An 18,677-nucleotide genomic window follows, 5' to 3' on the forward strand; every position below is an offset into this window, starting at 1 on the left:
TATCTCAATACCAAATAAATTTACTCGATAAAAAAATTAGACACCGTTAACAGTTTAAATATCAAAAATTCTTCTTATGAGTTTCCTGCAACGCCTTATAACCACTAATGATTGAATTACTCAGTTTACCTTCGAAAATTTAACTGAGCCTGCATTTTTCTGCCTATACTTAAACAGGTTTAAGTAAGAAGAGCCCATTAGTAGCAGAAATAGCAGTTGATGATAAAAGTTTTAATGATAGAAAGTCGTGATAAGGACATTCTAGATATAGAAAAGAAGTTGTCAAAAACAGTCACCGAAACTTACCAACTTCAGTGTCTCAATCAGTTTGACGCAACACAATTCGAAAATTTGCGATTCGATATCCTTCTTCTGGGGCAATCCGAAAATCAATTCGAAGGGCCACGTGGGTCTATCGATATCTTAAAGTCAGCGCTCAAATTACAGTTTCATCAGCCAATTATTTATCTCACCGACCAATCTGATATCAAAGTTGACCAGCAGGTCATGCAACTGGGAGCCGATGATTGCTTACCAAAAAATGAACTCACAAGCACCTTTCTAGACAGAACCATTCAACACGCCATCAGACGTCGCAAGGCAGAATCTAAAATAGCCCATATGGCAACTCACGATCAACTAACCGGCCTTGCCAACCGTTACCTGCTGTATCAACACCTTGAACACTCAATTAGCATCGCGAAACGAAACGACCGTCAGTTTGCAGTGCTATTTATCGACTTAGATAAATTCAAATTAATCAACGACTCACTGGGTCATGACATTGGCGATATTCTTTTAGTACAAGTTGCCGAGCGGCTAACAACCTGCGTTCGAGAAACCGATATTGTGGCACGTTTTGGCAACGACGAGTTTGCGATTTTAATGGAAAACACCGGCCCAACCCGAAATATCATCACTATCGCGCAAAAAATACAAAAGGCGATGGAGCCTGGCTTCGAAGTTCGACAACACGAATTATTCATTTCCGCCAGCATGGGGATCGCCACTTTCCCTGAATGTGGTATTGAACCTGAAACACTTTTAAAGAATGCCGACTCTGCACTTTATAAAGCGAAAGAACTCGGACGAAATACTTATCATTTTTTTACTCGAGAGCTTAACAAGCAAGCACGGTTAAAACTGGAACTTGAGAAAAATTTAAGGCGTGCCCTGATTAATGGCGAGTTTGATATTCACCTGCAACCACAAATGTTATCCCATTCAGATCATGTAGCCGGAGCCGAGGCTTTGTTGCGATGGAACCATCCTAAATATGGATTTATTTCGCCGGCAGTCTTTATTCCATTACTGGAAGATCTCGGTTTATTAGTGGGAGTCGAAGGTTGGGTGTTAAATCAGGTTTGCCAGCTAGCCAAGAAATTTACAGACACTTATGGACAACTCCGCTTTTCGGTCAATATTTCAGGCGCACATTTTAAAACAGGTAACTTGAAAGAAAATGTTTACCTGGCACTTCAAGCCAGTTCTCTCGACGCACACAACCTGGAAGTTGAACTTACTGAAGATATAATGATCGAGCATGTCGAGCACAATAGTTACCTGCTTTCAGAACTAAAGGAAATCGGAATTTCGGTCGCCCTCGACGATTTCGGTAAAGGTTATTCTTCCCTCAGTTACCTGAAAAATTTTCCTGCAGATATTCTCAAAATCGATAAGGCATTTATCGATCATTTGGTGGAAGACAAAAGGGACTCTGCGATCGTAGAGTCTCTGGTTGACTTATCCCACAAACTCGGCATCAAAGTGGTGGCAGAAGGCGTCGAGCAAAAAGGGCAACTTTCACATTTAAAGCGAATCGGTTGTGACTTTATCCAGGGTTATTATTTCGCGAAACCTATGCCAATCAACGAGTTTGAAACGTTCGTTGTTAACCGCTTCGAACAGCATAATAAAGCTAGAAAAAGATTGGTCTAACATTCAATGAGGTGCTGCATTGCGCCTACGAAACTAAGTAATCAATAAGCAATCTGAAAAATTTCAACTACCGAACTGTTTACTGCCCCTGCTTTTCTTCCAGCGCGGCAATCGCTTTTTCCAGATCATCAATTTTTTGCCGAGTCTTAGCTAATACTTTGGTTTGCACATCAAACTCCTCCCTGGTCACAATATCCATCTTAGACAGCATGGTTTGTAAAATCTGTTTAAACTGGGCGTGCATATCTTCCTGAAATGCTTTTGCGCCAGGTGGTATCGCATCATTCAATTTAGTAGCGATCTCATCAATTTTTTTAACATCGATCATAGACTTTCTCTTATTAGTTCTCGCGCAGAAATTTTTCAACACCTGCTTTTGTGGCGCTCTATACAGGTCAATTCTTACCGCAATTCTACCATAGGCCAATCAACCTAAAAACCTTTCGCCTGAGTAATCCCGTAATGGCTTCCCAGCCAGCTACTGCAAGGCATAAAGACTAGCGTCAAAGCACAATCTTAAGTTTCAATTGGGATTTGTTGGGAGATTGCGGATAAATGCGTATAATTGGCGCGAAATTATAAGGATACAACCGTTATATGTTAGCTAGAATTTTACCAGCGCCACTAGTAGGGGCTCTTTCCCTGTTTTTTCACACAATCAATACTTTTTTCTGGTTTGTGCCCATCTTAGTCGTGGCGATCTTAAAATTGCTCGTACCGATAAAAGCAATGGCCGTGGTGTTTAACTATTTGCTGAACTTTTTCGCCTCTAGCTGGATTTCGGTGAACACCGTCATCAATAAATTGAGCAAACCTATTGAGTGGGAAGTGCACCTACCCGATGGGCTATCCACCAATGACTGGTATCTGGTCATAGCAAATCACCAAAGCTGGGTAGACATACTAGCGCTACAACAGACTTTCAACCGTAAGATTCCGTTTTTGAAATTTTTCCTCAAACAAGAGCTTTTTTGGGTTCCAGTACTGGGCATCGCCTGGTGGGCGCTGGACTTTCCATTTATGAAACGCTACTCAAAATCCTATATCAAAAAGAACCCTCACAAAAAGGGTAAGGATTTTGAAACCACCAAAAAAGCTTGCGAAAAGTTTAAATCGATACCAATTTCTATCATGAATTTTGCCGAAGGAACCCGCTTTACCCCGTTAAAACATCAAAAACAAAGCTCGCCTTATCAAAACCTGCTGAAACCCAAAACAGGCGGTATCGGCTATGTGTTAACTTTGATGGGTAACGAAATCAACAAAGTACTCAACATCACCATTACTTATCCGAAGAACGATAATTTTAGCTTCTGGGATTTTTTATGCGGCAGAGTTCGAAAAATCAAGCTTGAAGCAGAACTGATTGAGATCCCTGCTGAAGTCAAAGGTAACTACATTGAAGACCCGAATATCAGACGCAATGTCCAACAATGGGTCAATCAAATATGGACTGATAAAGACGCTAAGCTTTCGCTAAATAAAGTTAATTAACCCCTTAGCAAGATGATTAAATGCGAAAGCCTGACAACCATTCGATCAGAAGTTTAGCGCAGGCTTGGTCGCAGCAATCGCAAAAATAGCGCAAATTGAAATAACCGAAACAAAGAAAGCAGCTACTCTTTTCTTTTTAGTTCTGCCACGTTTTAACGCGATGGTTCCGGCAACAATATAAACGATTAATAAAAGCACTTTGGCGGTAACCCAATTCACCACAAAGGGATACTGAGAAGAAACCACAACCAGGTAAATTGCTGCTGCTAACAATAAGGTATCAATGATGTGCGGCAGTATTTTGACCGGTTTCTTATATAACAAGCCACTGCCTGTCAGCATCCAGTAACCGCGAATTAAAAACCCTAAAAACGACAAGCCTGCGGCCGTCATATGAATATGTTTAGCTAAGCTGTAGTAATCCACTCAATTTGCCCTTTAAATTTGTTATCCATTGCCAGCTTAAATTCTTCTACTTCTTCACAGGCAATCTCAAGTTCAACAGTGATTTTAGTCTGGTAATCAATTTTAAGATTTTCAATTTGAAAACCTTTCATCAAATGTTCGCAATCTTTCAATTGCGAATATTCAATCTCAAAAGAGATTTTATCGTAATCAATTTTCTCTTTAGTCGGTAAACTCTCCAGTGCCAACTTAACACCGCCACCGTATGCGCGCGTTAAACCACCCGTCCCTAATTTGGTTCCACCATAATAGCGAGTGCATACCGCAACAATATCGCCAATATCCGCGTGTTGTAACACGTTCAACATAGGTTTGCCCGCAGTGCCTGAGGGTTCACCATCGTCGCTACAACCAATTAAAGTTGTTGAGCGAGGATTGCCAACAATATAAGCCCAACAGTGATGAGTGGCGTCAGGGTAATCCTGGTTCAACTTTTTAATAAAAGCCTTGGCCGCTTCAGCAGTCACTACATGATGTAGACGCGTGATAAATTGACTATTCTTTATCACTTCTTCAACTTCGACGGATTGCGCTGGAACATTATAAGTTGGCATAAGCTTTATATTGACATCTCGGTTCTGTTTAAAACTTGTTTATCAACCTCGGACAAAAACTTCAGAACCAACACAAACTCGACCTTTACAGCTTCGCAAATGCATCGCGGGTTAAATTCAGCACTCCTTCGTCCTGAACCACAATATCATCCTCAATTCGAATGCCGCCATATGGCATAAACGACTCAATTTTATCCCAGTTAAAAGCACTGGCATGATTACTGTCACGATGTCGCTTGAGTAAAGACTCGATAAAATACAAACCAGGCTCAATCGTAAAAGCAACACCAGGCTCCATGTTGCGAGTACTACGCAAAAATGGGTGAGCCTCTGGCGGAGGATTAGCGGTTCCCATTTCATCGCCAAACTGACCGCCGACATCATGAACCTGTAAACCAATTAAATGCCCGAGACCGTGGGGAAAGAAAGTCGCTGAAACGCCGCTTTCCAGCATGCTTTCTGGCGACATATCAACCAATCCAAACCTTTGAATAATCTCGGCAATCTTCAGGTGAGCCGCCACATGAAGATCGAGATAAGGTTGTCCGGTTTGAATTGAATCAATGCACCCTCGTTGCATTTCATCCATTGCTTCTATTAAATCAGCAAATTCGTCTTTTTGAAAAGAATAAGTTCGAGTGATGTCTGAATGATAGCCATTCACGCTCACACCGGCGTCGATCAGAAATGATTTCATCTGTTTGGGTGCAACTGAATCGCACTCGGTGTAATGCAACACCGCCCCATGGTTATTTAGAGCGACAATATTACTGTAAGGCATCTGGTGTTCCATCATTCCGGTGGCTTCCACATATGCCAGATGAATTTGTTGTTCACTTTTACCGGCCCGAAAAGCCTCTTCGGCAGTTTTATGGGCATAGGCCGCCTTTTCATTTGCGAGCTTCATGCAGGCAATTTCGTAATCAGTCTTATAGGCCCTTTGCCAATAAATTGAATTCAGCAACTGCGGTGGATTGATTTGTGCTTTTGAAAGCTGGCTGGTTATATCAGTTGGTTGACCTAAAACCGCCACATTCTCACTATTCTCTGGTAAAAACTGCGATGCCTGATTTTGTGAAGAGATCACTTTCACATCAAAATGTTCAGGCCAGATACCCTCGGGATCAGACGGGGCAACATGCCAATAATCCTCCGGCTGGAAATAAACCAGGGTCGGCTTGCCTTCGTGTCCGATGATCAGGTAACTATGGGGAAGCTCTGTCAGGGGAACGTAGGTGCGAAATAAAAAGCTCGACTTAAATGGATAGTCCATATCATCCAGGTAAATACGGATTGGCTCCCCGGAAGGGATCACCAGGTACGCGATATCATTTTGCTGCATTAATTGGCGATGGCGCGCCAACAGCTCTGTTAGATGAGGACCATAAAGATTGGCTAAATTTGACACAACAACAACCTGTTAATAACTATTATATGAAGGGCTTGAGCCCGATTTTGCGTGAAAGCCATCTTATAGATTTTATATTACCGATTCAATGACATATGAAAATAAGGAAATTTTCCATTGGCCCAACAAGCTGAATTAAGCGACACACAAGCTATAGTAAGCACTTAGCTTATTGATTAAAACCTCATTATGGGATAAATTCAAACATCTGTTTAAATACTGGTCAAACCTGTTATACTCGTGCAATCTTCAGCGTTTAGAATGAAAGATCCAGATCAGAAAATCGCTTAAACTAGACGACAAAACGACATATTAACCAATGGAGTAACCCATGATTTATGACGGTCAATCACTTCAGTGTCAAATGCTGGACAATGGCATTGCTGAAGTTATCTTTGATAACAAAAACGAATCAGTCAACAAGTTTGATAACTCGACTTTGAAGGAATGGGCGGAAGTTATCGATCGCTTAAACAACACCGATGGCGTGCGCGGTGCAATCGCAACAAGCCCAAAGCCGGTTTTTATCGTTGGTGCAGATATTACTGAGTTTTTATCAATGTTCGCCGAGCCCCGCGAGCAGATGGTCAAATGGTGTGTTGAAGCCGGTGCGATATTTTCGGGCTATGAAGATTTACCTTTCCCGACTGTTTGTGCAATTAACGGCTTTGCTCTGGGTGGTGGATTTGAAATGGCGTTGACCTGCGATTTCAGGGTGGCCTCATCAACTGCCAGAGTTGGATTGCCAGAAACACAACTTGGTCTTATTCCAGGCTTTGGCGGCACAATTCGATTACCTCGTCTAATTGGTAGCGATAATGCTATTGAGTGGATTGCCATGGCTAAGCCCCACAAACCTGAAAATGCATTGAAACTTGGCGCCATTGACGCTGTCACCGAACCAGAAAAATTGAGAGAAGTCGCGCTACAAATGGTTGAAGATGCCGCGTCAGGCAAGCTCGATTGGAAAGCTCGCAGAGCAGAAAAGCAGGCACCGCTAAAACTGAACAAACTTGAAAGTACCATGGCCTTCACTACCGCCAAAGGTGTCGTTGGCGCCAAAGCGTTACCACACTACCCCGCCCCCATGGAAGCTATCAGGGTTATTGAAGAAACCGCTCAAATGCCGGCCCGCGAAGCGCTGAAAGAAGAACACGAAGGCTTTGTGAATGTATGCCAAACTTCACAAGCTAGCGCCATGGTTCAAATATTTCTGAATGATCAACTGCTGAAGAAAAAAGCCAAAGTCGCAGCAAAAACAGCAAACAAAAAAGTCGAATCAGCAGCGGTACTCGGCGCCGGTATTATGGGGGGCGGTATTGCTTACCAGTCTGCCAGCAAAGGCATCCCGGTGGTAATGAAGGACATCAACACTGCTGCACTCGATCTGGGAATGAATGAAGCCATCAAAATACTGAACAAAGGTGTTCAATTAGGCAAATTGACGGCAGACAAAATGGCGAAAGTCGTTGCAAGTATTACACCATCCTTAGATTATTCGGCCGTGCAACACGCCGACCTGGTTGTAGAAGCTGTGGTGGAAAACCCAAAAGTCAAAGATACGGTGCTGCAAGAAGTCGAGGGCGTGATTAGCGAAGATGCCATATTGACCTCAAATACCTCAACGATTTCAATCGATCTTCTGGCGAAAAATCTAAAACGTCCAGAACAGTTTTGCGGCATGCACTTTTTCAACCCGGTTCATAAAATGCCGCTAGTTGAAGTCATACGTGGTGAAAAAACAACAGACGAAACAGTTGCAGCAACGGTTGCTTACGCATCGGCCATGGGCAAATCCGCCGTGGTTGTTAAAGATTGCCCCGGCTTTTACGTGAATCGTGTGTTATTCCCCTATTTCCGCGGCTTTAGTTTGCTGCTCAAGGACGGCGCTGATTTCCGCCAAATCGACAAGGTCATGGCGGGCTTTGGCTGGCCGATGGGTCCTGCTTACCTACTAGACGTGGTTGGAATTGATACAGCCTATCACTGCGTTGACGTGTTGGCCGCCGGTTTCCCTGACCGCATGAGCGCCATCGAAGGTGACGCTGTTGAAGTATTATTCAAAGCCGATAAATACGGTCAGAAGTCTGGCAGCGGTTTTTATACTTATGAAAAAGATAAGAAAGGCCGACCAAAGAAAATTGTTGATGAAAACATATTTGATCTCATCGGCACACCTGCCAAAGAGTTCGATAATCAGGAAATAATCGAACGTATGATGCTGCCATTGATTTTCGAAGTGGTCCGCTGTCTGGAAGAAGGGATTGTCGATACTGCCGCTGAGTGTGATATGGCGTTACTGTTCGGACTGGGCTTCCCACCGTTCCGTGGCGGCGCGTTAAAGTATGCTGATGAACTCGGCCTGGCAAATGTGGTCGCCGCTGCTGAAAAATATGCAGATTTGGGCGTTGGCTATGCTGTGCCTGAATTGCTTAAGACCATGGCCGCAGATAACAAAACATTTTATGGCGCTTAACTAATACCGCGAAAAATTACGATTTTGCAAAGAATCCGGGAGAAATGAAAATGAAAGATGTAGTCATCGTCGATGCTATCAGAACCCCGATGGGTCGTTCCAAAGGCGGTATGTTTAGAAATGTCCGTGCCGAGGTGATGAGCGCGAAGTTAATGCAGGAAATCTTAGATCGAAACAAGTCAATTGACCCTGCAGAAGTTGAAGATGTGATCTGGGGTTGTGTACAGCAAACGCTGGAGCAAGGGTTTAATATTGGCCGGAATGCAGCTTTAATGACCGATTTACCACATACTGTTGCGGCGCTAACCGTTAACCGCTTGTGTGGTTCGTCCATGCAGGCGATTCATAGTGCAACCCAGGCGATACAAACCAATAATGGCGATATTTTTATCGTTGGCGGCGTTGAGCATATGGGGCATGTTCCCATGACTCATGGTATTGATTTCGCGCCACAAATTGCCAAGCACTCTGCCAAAGGCTCGGGCATGATGGGACTAACAGCCGAGTTACTTGGCAAGTTGCATCAGTTTGATCGAACCACTCAAGACGAATTTGCCGCACGCTCTCATCAACGTGCTCACGCGGCAACCACTAGTGGGGCATTCGCCAAAGAGATTGTGCCGATGGAGGGTCATGATGCCGACGGCGCGCTTAAGTTGTTTGACTACGATGAAGTTATCCGTCCGGAAACCAATGTTGAAGGATTAAGCAAGTTGCGACCTGTATTCGATCCACGAGGAACTGTCACAGCAGGTAACGCTTCTGCGCTGTCTGATGGTGCTTCTGCCATGCTGATCATGAGTGCTGAAAAAGCTGACGCCCTAGGCTTACAACCCATTGCCAAAGTTCGTTCAATGGGTGTTGCCGGTTGCGATCCAGCGATTATGGGATATGGCCCTGTACCAGCCGTACAAAAAGCACTAAAACGAGCTGGGTTGCAAGCGAACGATATTGACCTTTGGGAGCTAAATGAGGCCTTTGCAGCGCAATCATTACCAGTACTCAAAGATCTTGGGCTGCTGGATGTGATGGACGACAAAGTCAATCTGAACGGCGGCGCAATAGCCCTCGGTCATCCATTAGGTTGTTCCGGTACTCGCATTAGCGGCACCTTATTACGTTTAATGGAAAGCAAAGACGCAACCCTCGGTGTCGCAACCATGTGCATTGGCTTGGGACAAGGCATCGCAACGGTGTTCGAGCGAATCTAAAAAGTTCTTACCGCAAGTTATTTCACTGATTACGCCGGGCTTGTCCCGGCGTTTTACCAACGACCTTTTTGTAAGCTTTACGAAAAGCCGCTTCTGATTCATAGCCAATACGCTCAGCAATTTCCGCCATTGAGACTTCAGTTTCGCGGAGCAATTGGGTCGCCGTCTGCATACGCCACGTTGCGAGGTACTGCATTGCAGGCATACCGACTTTTTCGGAAAAGTGTTGTGCAAAAGAAGAACGACCCATCAGCGCTTCGCCGGCCAGCGTTTCCAGCGTCCATTTTTTTTCAGGATGGTTGTGAATACTTGCCAGCGCCCGGCTAACTTTACTGTCAAACAATGCCGCCAAAAGACCACTATTCAACTGCCCACAAGTAATCTGCTGACGTAACACTTCAATAAAAAGCAAATAGGCTAACTGATCAACTGCCGCATAATGACCCGGTTGCGCGCGTTCCAGCTCACTGACAATCAACTCGATCAGTTTTTGGGCATTTGGTTGCTTGCTCTGTTCGTTGAGATCCAGCGCAATGACCGGCGCAAGAGAGTCTAATAACGGCCATACTGCTTTATTTTCAAATTCGAAAAAACCGCAGATTAAATGGGTAATCGGGCCAGTTTCGTCAAATTGTTCACTATTTACCAGCTCTACGGCTGGACGAGAGGATGAATTGGACAAAACATGCTGATGGTCACGGGGAAAAATCACCAAGTCACCGGCATAGAGTTGTTGCGCTTTTACTCCGTCCATATGCAGCCAGGCCTTGCCCACACTGACCAGGTGGAAAGGGATACGACGGCTACCTGAAGTATCAACGGCCCATGAACCACAAAAATCGCCATTCACGTATACCTCAGCCTTAAGTTGAAGACGCAATAGCAGGGAACTTAACGCATCAGGATGATTAAAAAGCCTGTTTGGACTATCGGACATAAAACCCGCATTGTTGAGCACATCTAATTAAACGTCATTCGAATATAGTGTTCCTGTGTCTCCAATACAACCATGACTTAGGAGATAAATTAACTCCGTTAGCCGTTGTTTAGTGAGCGCAGCTATTACTGAGGCAGCTAACTGAACAAATATGATTTTAACCATAATGTTTATCTAAACATTATTTTAAGCACTGAAAAAAGGACAATATGATGAACCTGTTAAAAACTTTCCTTTCAAAATCTGCCGTTATTTTATTAATTGCATTTGGTTTGAGTGGTCAAGCTTTTGCGGAAACACCGCAAACTCGAGAAGATGGTGTCACTGTCATTCACCTTGACGAATTTAATGGCTATTTTGCAGCCAAAGAAACATTGGCCAGTTTAAAGGCTGGAACCTATGAATTTGTCATCACCAACAAAGCGAAGAAACTCGTTGGTTTTCAGATCCAGGATTTAGCCACTAAAACTAACCTCGATATGTTTCCATTAGAGCCCGGTCAAACTAGAATTTCAAAGGTTAAAATTGGTAGTGATGGCGTTCGCTTTCGTTGCCCAATAAACCCGACTCCCTGGTATGACATTGATACCATTAAATAACTGACAGAAATGAGTTAGAAGCTCAATATGAGTGATGTTTTAAACAAGAATGCTCCTGAGGACCCCAAGGTGATTTTGAAAAAAATTCAAAGTCACCTTGGGTTTACTCCTTACTGGTATGCCAACCTCTCAGAGTCTCCCGTTGCTCTCGAAGCATATATTTCTCTCGCTAAGACATTTGAGAAAAGTAGTTTAAATGCTAAAGAGCAGCAAATCGTTTTGTTAACAACCTGCATTGCCAATCAGTGTGACTTTTGTTTTTCTACCGAATCTTTTATTTCAACACAGATAATTGGTTTAGATCACGCTACAGTTGAAGCAATTCAGCAATCAAAACCGCTTGATGACCCCAAGCTAAATGCATTAGCAGACTTCACTCGACACGTGGTAACACTGAGAGGTAAAGTTTATGGCGAACCGCTCAACTTTTTTCTAGCTGCAGGATACCAATTTGAACAAGCGCTGGATGTGATTATTGGTGTTAGTTTAAAAAACTTGAGTAACTACGCCAATCATATGACTGATTCTACTTTTTTCAAATCCAGATAACGCCAGCCAGGAGCTGGCTAAATATCAGTAAACAATAGAAAGGAAAAATGCCTATCAAGTGATAGACTATAATACTAAAATATCTCGCGTCATTGGATGATTAATTCGTCACTAGTTATCGAGGTAATCTATATGGATGAATCACCACAAACACGAAACTTCCTGCCTTACAATCATTTGCCCTTTAACGAACTAACTCTGGAAGATCTTAAGTTAACCCGTTGGCAAAAACTAATAGACACAATCGCTCGCCTTTTTTCCGCGCCAAGCGTGATGCTGACCCATGCTAATGAAAAAGGCTTAGAAGTCTTAGCCAGCAGCAGTAATCAAGAAAATCCTTATTCTTATGGAGACAGCGTGCCACTGGACTGTAATGTTTATTGCCACCATGTCGTCCAAAAAAACAAATCGCTGTATGTTAAAGATGCCGAACAAGATGGTCGCTGGGAAGATAATCCCGAATGGACTAAAGAGGGGTTTCGTTCATACCTTGGTGTTCCGCTCAATTGGCCTGATGGACGCGTTTTTGGAACTCTGTGCGTATTGGAGCGCGTTACCACAGACTATTCGGATGAGTACTACACTTTACTGGAAAACTTTAAAGAAATCATCGAATTTGAACTCAAGCTAATTGACACCACACAAAAGTTAAAGTCACTTAGCGTGCTAGACGACCTGACAGGTCTTTATAATCGCAGAGGGTTATTGGAAGCTTCGAAGCACATAATTTCAATCGCTAATAGAAACCAGCTGGATATCGCGGTGCTATATGTTGACTTGGACAATCTTAAATCAGTGAATGATAACTTCGGTCATGATATCGGAGATAAAATGATTAAGGCGAGTGCAACAACCATATCTGTTGTTTTACGCAGCCATGATATTGCTGCTCGAGTTGGTGGTGATGAGTTTGTAGTCGTAGCCGCAATTGAACGTCGACAAGATATGGAAAAATTAATTCAAAGATTGAATCAGGCAACAAAGGACACGATAGTTTCTTTAGTTTCCAAAGATAAATCGATACCTCTTTCAATCAGTTTAGGTGGAAAAGCCGCAAAAATAAAAACCATCCGGGAATTAAAAAAACTGATCGAACAGGCCGACTCAATCATGATGAAATTGAAAAAAGAGAAAAAGATCCACAACAACAGAAGTTGATCAATTGTTCTCTTTTTTTGGCCAGTTAATTGGCAACTTTCATTTGTTGCTCATTTATCATATCGGTAAAAACCTGCCAGGTTTCATCAGAATTAATGATCCGCCCATGCCCAAGATCATTGGTAGAAACCAAGTTCACTTGTTGATGTTTTTGCGACATAGTTTCGCTTATTGAATGCGGTGTAAAGCGATCTCCTCGGTCGTGGACAATATGGATATTGCCAGGATAATTTTTAACTTTGTCTCTGGGATCGATCTGACTGATTTTCATATCATGCTGTTTCTCCAGATCATTCAGAACATTGACCAATAATTGTTTAGGAACGCCACTCTCAACCACTTTTTCAAATAATGAGTTAAGAAAGTCAAATACAGGTGCAATCAGTAACATTGGATAGGGATTAGTGATTGCATTTAGCGCCGCCGCTGCCGCCATTGAGTGACAAACAACTGCCTCAATCCTATGCCTGTTTTCAAAATGAGAAACCAGGTGCCGCATGGTTTTGATAAAAAGAAAAAGGTTGGCTTCGTCACTACTACTTCGGCCGTGAGCCAATTGATCAAATGCAACCGCCTGATAACCCGCCTTTGAGATTTTCTCCATCAGTGGAAACATCTGACTGGCTGAGCCCGACCAACCATGACTCAACAACACAATCGGACCCTGCCCCCGTTTATATAACTGAATTTCACCTTCAGGGATAACAATACGCTCCAATTGCATATTAGACGGCACATTCTTCACCGTTCTGCGAACGGGCTTTAATAACAGTTTTTTACCCATTCGCAGACTTTGTTTTTGAGGTAAATACAAAATAAAAGAAGTCAACGCGCGTGTTAACCACCAGGAAAAACTTCGACTTTGATTATTAGAAAAATAAATTTTGCTACTCATAATATTACCTTTTATAACTCTCAATAAAAGCACGATCGTGCTATTTAGTTTCAAAAAAAATGACGAAAACTTTTAATTCATATGTTTCTCTATCAGATTATTAAAGGCCGTATGAAATCGTGTTCGTTGCTCATCTTCTTTTTTCAACCAATGGAACATATGGCTTCCCTGGTAAAGCGAATAAAGCTCATACACAAATTGTTTACCATCTGTGTCAGGTTGAAACTCTCCTTGGGCAATCGCCGCCTCGGTTATTTTTTCGAGATAATTAACCCAGCGATTCAACTGCTGAAATATAACATCCCGTACCGGCCCCGGTTGATCATCAAACTCAACAGTTGCCACAATAAAAATACAACTACGTGCGTAACCATCAAACCAGTTTAACCAATTATTGGCGAGCTCTCTGATCTGGCCAACCGGCCCTAACGATTGATCAACCGGCTTTATCACCCGCTGCGCAAATAATTCACTGGCATACTCAATCACTGCAACCTGTAAATTTTCCTTAGAGTTAAAGTGTGCAAACAATCCGCTTTTAGATAATCCTGCCGAACGCGCCAGCGCACCTATCGTGACATCACTCAGACAGGTATGAGTCGCCATATTCAGGGCTTCAGTCAATATAATCTGTCTTGTTTGGGCTGCTTTATTCATCTAATCGTCTTACTTAATCACGCTAATCTAGCCTGCTGACTTGATTAGTGCGTCAATCAGGTTATCAATTTGAAACTCAATCAGATTAACCCATGACGCTGTTGCCGGGCAAAACCATAATAGCACGGTCGTTCTATTTTTTAAAGCTAGATTAGACATTCGTAGTTGCGCGTTGTAACAAATTGAACAATTACTCGTCATAAGCGACTCACAATCAATATAAATATCATCAATAAAGGTCAGTTTATGCTCAGGGTTTTTATCGTATGCACAGCCATTTTATTAGCTGTTTTCAACCAGAATATAACCGCAAACCAGCTTCAGCCTATTGAAACTGGTGTTTCTGTTAATCAAAAAGTCCCGGAAATAATGGCTGTTGACAGCCAGGAAAATCCACAAAAGTTAGCTCAACTCTCTGGCTCAAAAGGTCTGGTACTTGTTTTTTTTCGTTCCGCAGATTGGTGTCCTTACTGCAAAAAGCACCTGGCCGAAATTAATCAATGGAATGACAAATTATCCGGGCTAGGTTATGAAGTGGCTGCCATTTCTTATGATTCGCCACAAATCTTAGCGACGTTTAAACAAAGCGAACAAATAAAATTTAAGTTATTGGCAGATAAAGAAAGCCGGACAATGCAGGCATTCAAAGTACTAAACACCGATTATCAACCGGGCTCGCGACACTATGGGATCCCTTTTCCCGGTATTATGATCATCAATCCCGATGGCACATTGGCGCACAAATACTTTTATCAAGGTTATAAGATGCGAGTAAAACCTGATGCGTTGTATCAGTGGTTGAAAGAAAAATCCTCATCTAAATCATCATAGAAACCGCCTGGCGCTGAGTATTTGCCAACCCTGCTGATTTTTCCAGGCGGGGTTGGCTTACAGTTACCTACATTTATTCTTCCAGCAACTAAAACCCCTACTATCTCATTGAAATTAAATAACTTTTTACTAAAAAATATTAATCTCAGAATCCTCGCCAACCAAACCTTCATCCATTCCATCTAAGTTAATAAGCACATAAAACTAACTACTGAGCCAATAATCTCTATAGAGCTGAACCAATATAAAATGACATTAAGAAAATCGAGAGATTTTGGTGGCTGATTAGGCGCTCATTGCAGCGCATAGTTAACCTACGGGCAAAATGAGCAACGACATCAGACATCAAAATAGCCGATTTTACGCTGTCATTTTATATTGGTTCAGCTCTATTATAAAAACTCACTAGGGGAATGGGACAACAGGCCAATTGGAAAGTATTGAAAAAGATTTGATTGAAGCTGCTCAACAAGGCAATGTCAGCGCATTTGAGCAGTTGATCAACGGAACAGAGAGGAAAATGCTGAGTATTGCGGCGGGTTTTGCGGCAAGTCCTGATGATGCAGAAGATATCTATCAGGACGCCATGATCAATGCATTTAGAGCACTTCCCAAGTTTCGTAAAGACAGTCAATTTAGTACCTGGTTATACCGGATTCTGGTCAATACCGCGATTAGTAGCCGGCGCAAGTTGAAAAGTAAAATTAATCGACTCATTACTTTTTACGACCCGCAGAATGATGAAAATACCAGCATCTCAGGGTACGAACAATATGGCTCAGAAAGTAACCCGGAGGCTCAGTTGTCTAACGACCAATTAAGCAAAGCAATAAACAAGGCGCTGGCAAGCTTAAGTGATAAAGAAAAAATCGCTTTTGTACTATGCCATCAACAAGAAATAAAGATTGTTGATGCCGCACAAATTATGGGTTGCGGTGAGGGAAGTGTTAAAAGTTACCTGTTTCGTGCGCGTGACAAAATGCGTAGTCAATTACAAAGTTTTATTGGATAAAATGCTAGTGTTGAACTGCTCAATCGATTATGAAGCTCAAGCATCAACGAATGCGCCAGCCTTCTATAAAAGAAATTGTATGAAAGAGTAATACCGATGAATGACAATCAAAATATCAACGATGATCAAATGCTAATCCTGGCGTATATTTATGGCGACTTGAGCGCCGAACAACGGCAAGCATTTGAACAACGACTTCAATCTGAAGTTGAATTGAAGAAGCTTTTTGAACAACAAAACGCATTCGATAAATTAATGCCTGGCGGCACTCAGCCGGTTATTAATGACGATAGACTTCACGCCGTCCAGTGGTCATTGCAAAAAAGATTACGCAAAGAATCCAACCGTCAAAGAACATTATCTAGCCGCATTAAAAATATGCTACAAGCACTTTGGTCACAACCCGTTAGCTTTGGTGCACAACTTGTTGGCATGTTATTGACTTTTTCTTTCGGTTTTTTGCTGGCGCAATCAAATAGCACCGAATCAATTTCAGGTGAACCACTGGCAAGCCATACCGAGTTAAGAAGCCCACTTCAGTTAATTGAAAGTGATAACTACGAGATTGTTGATTTACAACTCAAACAATTAGAACCCCAGAGTGATAAAGTGAAAGTGGTTTATTCCCTGGCTTCGAAGGCGCAAGTTCAGGGAAGTATTACTGATCCTGAGATACAAAATTTGTTAGCCGCCAGTATTAAAAACGACGTCAGTGACTCTACCCGACTGGATATCATTGAGGCGCTTAAGGATCAAGGCAACAGATCTTTAGTAAAAGATGCACTCAGTTACAGCTTGCTCAACGATCCCAATCCAGGTGTTCGCATGGCAGCAGCTGAATCTCTTGCAAAGTTATCTGATAATGAAGCAGTCAGAGAGGTTTTAAGACAAGCCCTTAGCAGCGATATAAATTCAGGAATCAGAGTAGCGGCGTTTCAAGCGCTAATCCAGCATCTGGATGATCAGAAAACGATAGAAACATTAAAAAGCTATAGCCTGAAAGATAGTAACCAATACATTCGTGACTTTTCAAAACGCGTCATTAATGACAATAAAAATAACACTCAGTTGCCAGTTGAAAAAAGTCCCGATGAGACGACACAGATTTAGCAATATCAGGTTTAACAATTACAAATTTAACTTTAATTATTAATCAATTTTGAATGAGGAACATATGAATCACGCAGCAAAAAAACTCGCTTATCTGGCTGCAGTTTTACTGGGCACGCTACTAACGATGCCCGCCAAAAGCGCAAGTCAGGATATCGATAAAACATTTTCCGTCGATGCCGGAGGCACTTTAACCTTAGAAAGTGACGAAGGTTCAATCAGAGTCGATACCTGGAATAAAAACGAAGTTAAAATAACTGTAGAAAAAAGTGCTAGAAATCAGGAGCGCCTGAATGAATTCTCGGTTAATTTTGATCAAAAAGGCAACAATATTCTGGTTGAAGGTGAAGGCGAATGGAATAATCGTGTCTCCGTTAAATTTATCATTACTGTTCCTGAACAATTTAACCTGGACCTGAAAACCGGTGGTGGCTCTATTGGTGTGAAAGACATCAGTGGCGATGTTAAAGTTAACACCAGTGGTGGCAGCATTAAAATCGGCAATGTTTCCGAAGGCAATGTTGACGCTCATACTTCCGGTGGCAGTATTAAGGTTGGTGATGTTGACGGTAATCTCAAAGTGAATACTTCTGGCGGTAGTATTCGATTAGGTAAAGTGAAGGGCACCTCATCAATCGATACGTCAGGCGGTAGTATCGGATTAGAGCAAGGTGGCAATGATGTGACGGCGGAAACTTCTGGCGGGAGTATCAAGATTGGTCCGGTTAACGGAAAGGTCGACGTTGACACTTCTGGCGGGAGCATTCGTATCGGTATGGCTGAAAGTGACGTCAAGGCAGAAACTTCTGGTGGATCTATCAAAGTAGAAGGCAGCAAAGGGAAAGTTAATGTCGATACCTCTGGTGGAGGTATTTATGTTGGTAGCAGCGGTGGCCCGGTCATTGCCGAAACCAACGGCGGCAGTATCAAAGTTTTACAAGCCCGCGGTTATATTGAAGCATCAACTAACGGCGGTAGAATCGAAGCTGAAATGATTGCCGATGACAATAGTTTGGACACTCATATTGACCTTCATTCCAACGGTGGAACGCTAGAACTACGCATACCGAAAAGTTTAGCCGGTAGCGTTTCAGCCTCATTAAAAATAACTCGAAATGCAAGGCGCGACTATCGTATTTACTCTGATTTTCCGCTGACCATTAAGGGAGAGAATAGCAATCGAATTTCTGCCAGGGGAGATATTAACGGCGGTGGTGACAAGATCAATTTAACTACCACAAATGGCGATATTCACATCAAAATGATTGATGATTGAAACGGATAAACTCATCAACTCGATCAGCTATACTAAATTAGTTCAACCTCAATATGCCAGAGCGACCTATTAGGTCGCTCTGGCTGTGAAATTAAAGTCTCAGGTAC

At 42.5% G+C, this 18,677-nt stretch carries 19 protein-coding genes; 11 read left to right on the forward strand and 8 right to left on the reverse strand.

The features are described 5' to 3' along the window. Window positions 1-219 precede the first annotated feature (219 nt). Complete coding sequence (locus tag FLL46_RS07830) at window positions 220-1,938, forward strand: putative bifunctional diguanylate cyclase/phosphodiesterase (RefSeq protein WP_142892932.1); 1,719 nt, start codon at window positions 220-222, stop codon at window positions 1,936-1,938. Window positions 1,939-2,017: 79 nt separating this feature from the next. On the opposite strand, the gene ubiK is transcribed toward FLL46_RS07830, so the two are convergent. Beyond that, window positions 2,018-2,266 carry a ubiquinone biosynthesis accessory factor UbiK gene (ubiK, locus tag FLL46_RS07835; RefSeq protein WP_142892933.1) on the reverse strand — a complete coding sequence of 83 codons (249 nt, stop codon included), beginning with the start codon at window positions 2,264-2,266 and terminating at the stop codon, window positions 2,018-2,020. Between the two features lie 269 nt (window positions 2,267-2,535). Between ubiK and FLL46_RS07840 the strand changes: the two genes are divergently transcribed. After that, complete coding sequence (locus tag FLL46_RS07840; protein ID WP_142892934.1) at window positions 2,536-3,432, forward strand: acyltransferase; 897 nt, start codon at window positions 2,536-2,538, stop codon at window positions 3,430-3,432. A 45-nt stretch (window positions 3,433-3,477) separates the two neighbouring features. Here the strand turns inward: FLL46_RS07840 and FLL46_RS07845 are convergent, their stop codons facing one another. The 3 genes from FLL46_RS07845 to pepQ form a co-directional block, all read right to left on the reverse strand. Then, complete coding sequence (locus FLL46_RS07845) at window positions 3,478-3,858, reverse strand: SirB2 family protein (protein WP_142892935.1); 381 nt, start codon at window positions 3,856-3,858, stop codon at window positions 3,478-3,480. Next, window positions 3,840-4,451, reverse strand: coding sequence for a YigZ family protein (locus FLL46_RS07850; protein ID WP_142892936.1), 612 nt, complete (start codon window positions 4,449-4,451; stop codon window positions 3,840-3,842). Before FLL46_RS07850 ends, FLL46_RS07845 begins: the two co-directional genes overlap by 19 nt. 85 nt (window positions 4,452-4,536) lie before the next feature. Then, window positions 4,537-5,859: a Xaa-Pro dipeptidase gene (pepQ, locus tag FLL46_RS07855; RefSeq protein WP_142892937.1), complete on the reverse strand. Its 1,323-nt coding sequence runs from the start codon at window positions 5,857-5,859 to the stop codon at window positions 4,537-4,539. A gap of 331 nt (window positions 5,860-6,190) precedes the next feature. Here pepQ and fadB point away from each other — a divergent pair, with 331 nt between their 5' ends. Continuing rightward, window positions 6,191-8,335 carry a fatty acid oxidation complex subunit alpha FadB gene (fadB, locus tag FLL46_RS07860; protein ID WP_142892938.1) on the forward strand — a complete coding sequence of 715 codons (2,145 nt, stop codon included), beginning with the start codon at window positions 6,191-6,193 and terminating at the stop codon, window positions 8,333-8,335. Between the two features lie 44 nt (window positions 8,336-8,379). Next, window positions 8,380-9,546 (forward strand): acetyl-CoA C-acyltransferase FadA, encoded by a 1,167-nt coding sequence (fadA, locus tag FLL46_RS07865; protein WP_342779780.1) that lies wholly within the window; start codon window positions 8,380-8,382, stop codon window positions 9,544-9,546. A gap of 22 nt (window positions 9,547-9,568) precedes the next feature. Here the strand turns inward: fadA and FLL46_RS07870 are convergent, their stop codons facing one another. Continuing rightward, a complete protein-coding gene (locus FLL46_RS07870; RefSeq protein WP_142892940.1) occupies window positions 9,569-10,483 on the reverse strand; it encodes an AraC family transcriptional regulator in 915 nt (304 codons plus the stop codon). A 209-nt stretch (window positions 10,484-10,692) separates the two neighbouring features. On the opposite strand from FLL46_RS07870, the gene FLL46_RS07875 reads away from it, so the two are divergent. The 3 genes from FLL46_RS07875 to FLL46_RS07885 all read left to right on the forward strand — a co-directional run bounded on the left by FLL46_RS07875 (window position 10,693) and on the right by FLL46_RS07885 (window position 12,789). Next, entirely contained in the window at window positions 10,693-11,082 is a 390-nt protein-coding gene (locus FLL46_RS07875; protein ID WP_142892941.1) for a hypothetical protein, read from the forward strand. 27 nt (window positions 11,083-11,109) lie between these two features. After that, window positions 11,110-11,631: a carboxymuconolactone decarboxylase family protein gene (locus FLL46_RS07880; protein ID WP_142892942.1), complete on the forward strand. Its 522-nt coding sequence runs from the start codon at window positions 11,110-11,112 to the stop codon at window positions 11,629-11,631. Between the two features lie 132 nt (window positions 11,632-11,763). Beyond that, window positions 11,764-12,789, forward strand: a complete 1,026-nt coding sequence (locus FLL46_RS07885; protein ID WP_168204089.1) for a sensor domain-containing diguanylate cyclase — start codon at window positions 11,764-11,766, stop codon at window positions 12,787-12,789. A gap of 25 nt (window positions 12,790-12,814) precedes the next feature. Here the strand turns inward: FLL46_RS07885 and FLL46_RS07890 are convergent, their stop codons facing one another. The 3 genes from FLL46_RS07890 to FLL46_RS27835 all read right to left on the reverse strand — a co-directional run bounded on the left by FLL46_RS07890 (window position 12,815) and on the right by FLL46_RS27835 (window position 14,500). Beyond that, window positions 12,815-13,684, reverse strand: coding sequence for an alpha/beta fold hydrolase (locus FLL46_RS07890; protein WP_142892944.1), 870 nt, complete (start codon window positions 13,682-13,684; stop codon window positions 12,815-12,817). A 72-nt stretch (window positions 13,685-13,756) separates the two neighbouring features. Then, on the reverse strand, window positions 13,757-14,341 hold the full coding sequence (locus FLL46_RS07895) for a TetR/AcrR family transcriptional regulator (RefSeq protein WP_142892945.1): 585 nt from the start codon (window positions 14,339-14,341) through the stop codon (window positions 13,757-13,759). A gap of 27 nt (window positions 14,342-14,368) precedes the next feature. Continuing rightward, window positions 14,369-14,500 (reverse strand): hypothetical protein, encoded by a 132-nt coding sequence (locus FLL46_RS27835; RefSeq protein ID WP_281281953.1) that lies wholly within the window; start codon window positions 14,498-14,500, stop codon window positions 14,369-14,371. Window positions 14,501-14,587: 87 nt separating this feature from the next. Between FLL46_RS27835 and FLL46_RS07900 the strand changes: the two genes are divergently transcribed. The 4 genes from FLL46_RS07900 (at window position 14,588) to FLL46_RS07915 (ending at window position 18,570) form a co-directional block, all read left to right on the forward strand. Beyond that, window positions 14,588-15,172, forward strand: coding sequence for a peroxiredoxin family protein (locus FLL46_RS07900; RefSeq protein ID WP_142892946.1), 585 nt, complete (start codon window positions 14,588-14,590; stop codon window positions 15,170-15,172). Window positions 15,173-15,602: 430 nt separating this feature from the next. Beyond that, window positions 15,603-16,184 carry an RNA polymerase sigma factor gene (locus tag FLL46_RS07905; RefSeq protein WP_142892947.1) on the forward strand — a complete coding sequence of 194 codons (582 nt, stop codon included), beginning with the start codon at window positions 15,603-15,605 and terminating at the stop codon, window positions 16,182-16,184. A 96-nt stretch (window positions 16,185-16,280) separates the two neighbouring features. Further along, window positions 16,281-17,294 carry a HEAT repeat domain-containing protein gene (locus FLL46_RS07910; RefSeq protein ID WP_142892948.1) on the forward strand — a complete coding sequence of 338 codons (1,014 nt, stop codon included), beginning with the start codon at window positions 16,281-16,283 and terminating at the stop codon, window positions 17,292-17,294. A gap of 64 nt (window positions 17,295-17,358) precedes the next feature. Further along, the gene (locus tag FLL46_RS07915; RefSeq protein ID WP_142892949.1) at window positions 17,359-18,570 is read left to right on the forward strand and encodes a DUF4097 family beta strand repeat-containing protein; all 1,212 of its coding nucleotides are present in this window, start codon (window positions 17,359-17,361) and stop codon (window positions 18,568-18,570) included. Window positions 18,571-18,677 lie beyond the last annotated feature (107 nt).

The sequence above is a fragment of the Aliikangiella coralliicola genome, from assembly GCF_007004725.1.
Taxonomy (GTDB): Bacteria; Pseudomonadota; Gammaproteobacteria; order Enterobacterales; family Kangiellaceae; genus Aliikangiella; species Aliikangiella coralliicola.

What these genes read in the sequence shown, in the direction of transcription:
- FLL46_RS07875 (WP_142892941.1), top strand. Translation starts at nt 10,693, where the DNA reads ATGATGAACCTGTTAAAAACTTTCCTTTCAAAATCTGCCGTTATTTTA.
- FLL46_RS07885 (WP_168204089.1), top strand. Translation starts at nt 11,764, where the DNA reads ATGGATGAATCACCACAAACACGAAACTTCCTGCCTTACAATCATTTG.
- FLL46_RS07890 (WP_142892944.1), bottom strand. Translation starts at nt 13,684, where the DNA reads ATGAGTAGCAAAATTTATTTTTCTAATAATCAAAGTCGAAGTTTTTCC.
- FLL46_RS07900 (WP_142892946.1), top strand. Translation starts at nt 14,588, where the DNA reads ATGCTCAGGGTTTTTATCGTATGCACAGCCATTTTATTAGCTGTTTTC.
- FLL46_RS07830 (WP_142892932.1), top strand. Translation starts at nt 220, where the DNA reads ATGATAAAAGTTTTAATGATAGAAAGTCGTGATAAGGACATTCTAGAT.
- fadB (WP_142892938.1), top strand. Translation starts at nt 6,191, where the DNA reads ATGATTTATGACGGTCAATCACTTCAGTGTCAAATGCTGGACAATGGC.
- FLL46_RS07870 (WP_142892940.1), bottom strand. Translation starts at nt 10,483, where the DNA reads ATGTCCGATAGTCCAAACAGGCTTTTTAATCATCCTGATGCGTTAAGT.
- FLL46_RS07880 (WP_142892942.1), top strand. Translation starts at nt 11,110, where the DNA reads ATGAGTGATGTTTTAAACAAGAATGCTCCTGAGGACCCCAAGGTGATT.
- FLL46_RS07840 (WP_142892934.1), top strand. Translation starts at nt 2,536, where the DNA reads ATGTTAGCTAGAATTTTACCAGCGCCACTAGTAGGGGCTCTTTCCCTG.
- fadA (WP_342779780.1), top strand. Translation starts at nt 8,380, where the DNA reads ATGAAAATGAAAGATGTAGTCATCGTCGATGCTATCAGAACCCCGATG.
- FLL46_RS27835 (WP_281281953.1), bottom strand. Translation starts at nt 14,500, where the DNA reads ATGTCTAATCTAGCTTTAAAAAATAGAACGACCGTGCTATTATGGTTT.
- FLL46_RS07910 (WP_142892948.1), top strand. Translation starts at nt 16,281, where the DNA reads ATGAATGACAATCAAAATATCAACGATGATCAAATGCTAATCCTGGCG.
- FLL46_RS07895 (WP_142892945.1), bottom strand. Translation starts at nt 14,341, where the DNA reads ATGAATAAAGCAGCCCAAACAAGACAGATTATATTGACTGAAGCCCTG.
- FLL46_RS07850 (WP_142892936.1), bottom strand. Translation starts at nt 4,451, where the DNA reads ATGCCAACTTATAATGTTCCAGCGCAATCCGTCGAAGTTGAAGAAGTG.
- FLL46_RS07915 (WP_142892949.1), top strand. Translation starts at nt 17,359, where the DNA reads ATGAATCACGCAGCAAAAAAACTCGCTTATCTGGCTGCAGTTTTACTG.
- ubiK (WP_142892933.1), bottom strand. Translation starts at nt 2,266, where the DNA reads ATGATCGATGTTAAAAAAATTGATGAGATCGCTACTAAATTGAATGAT.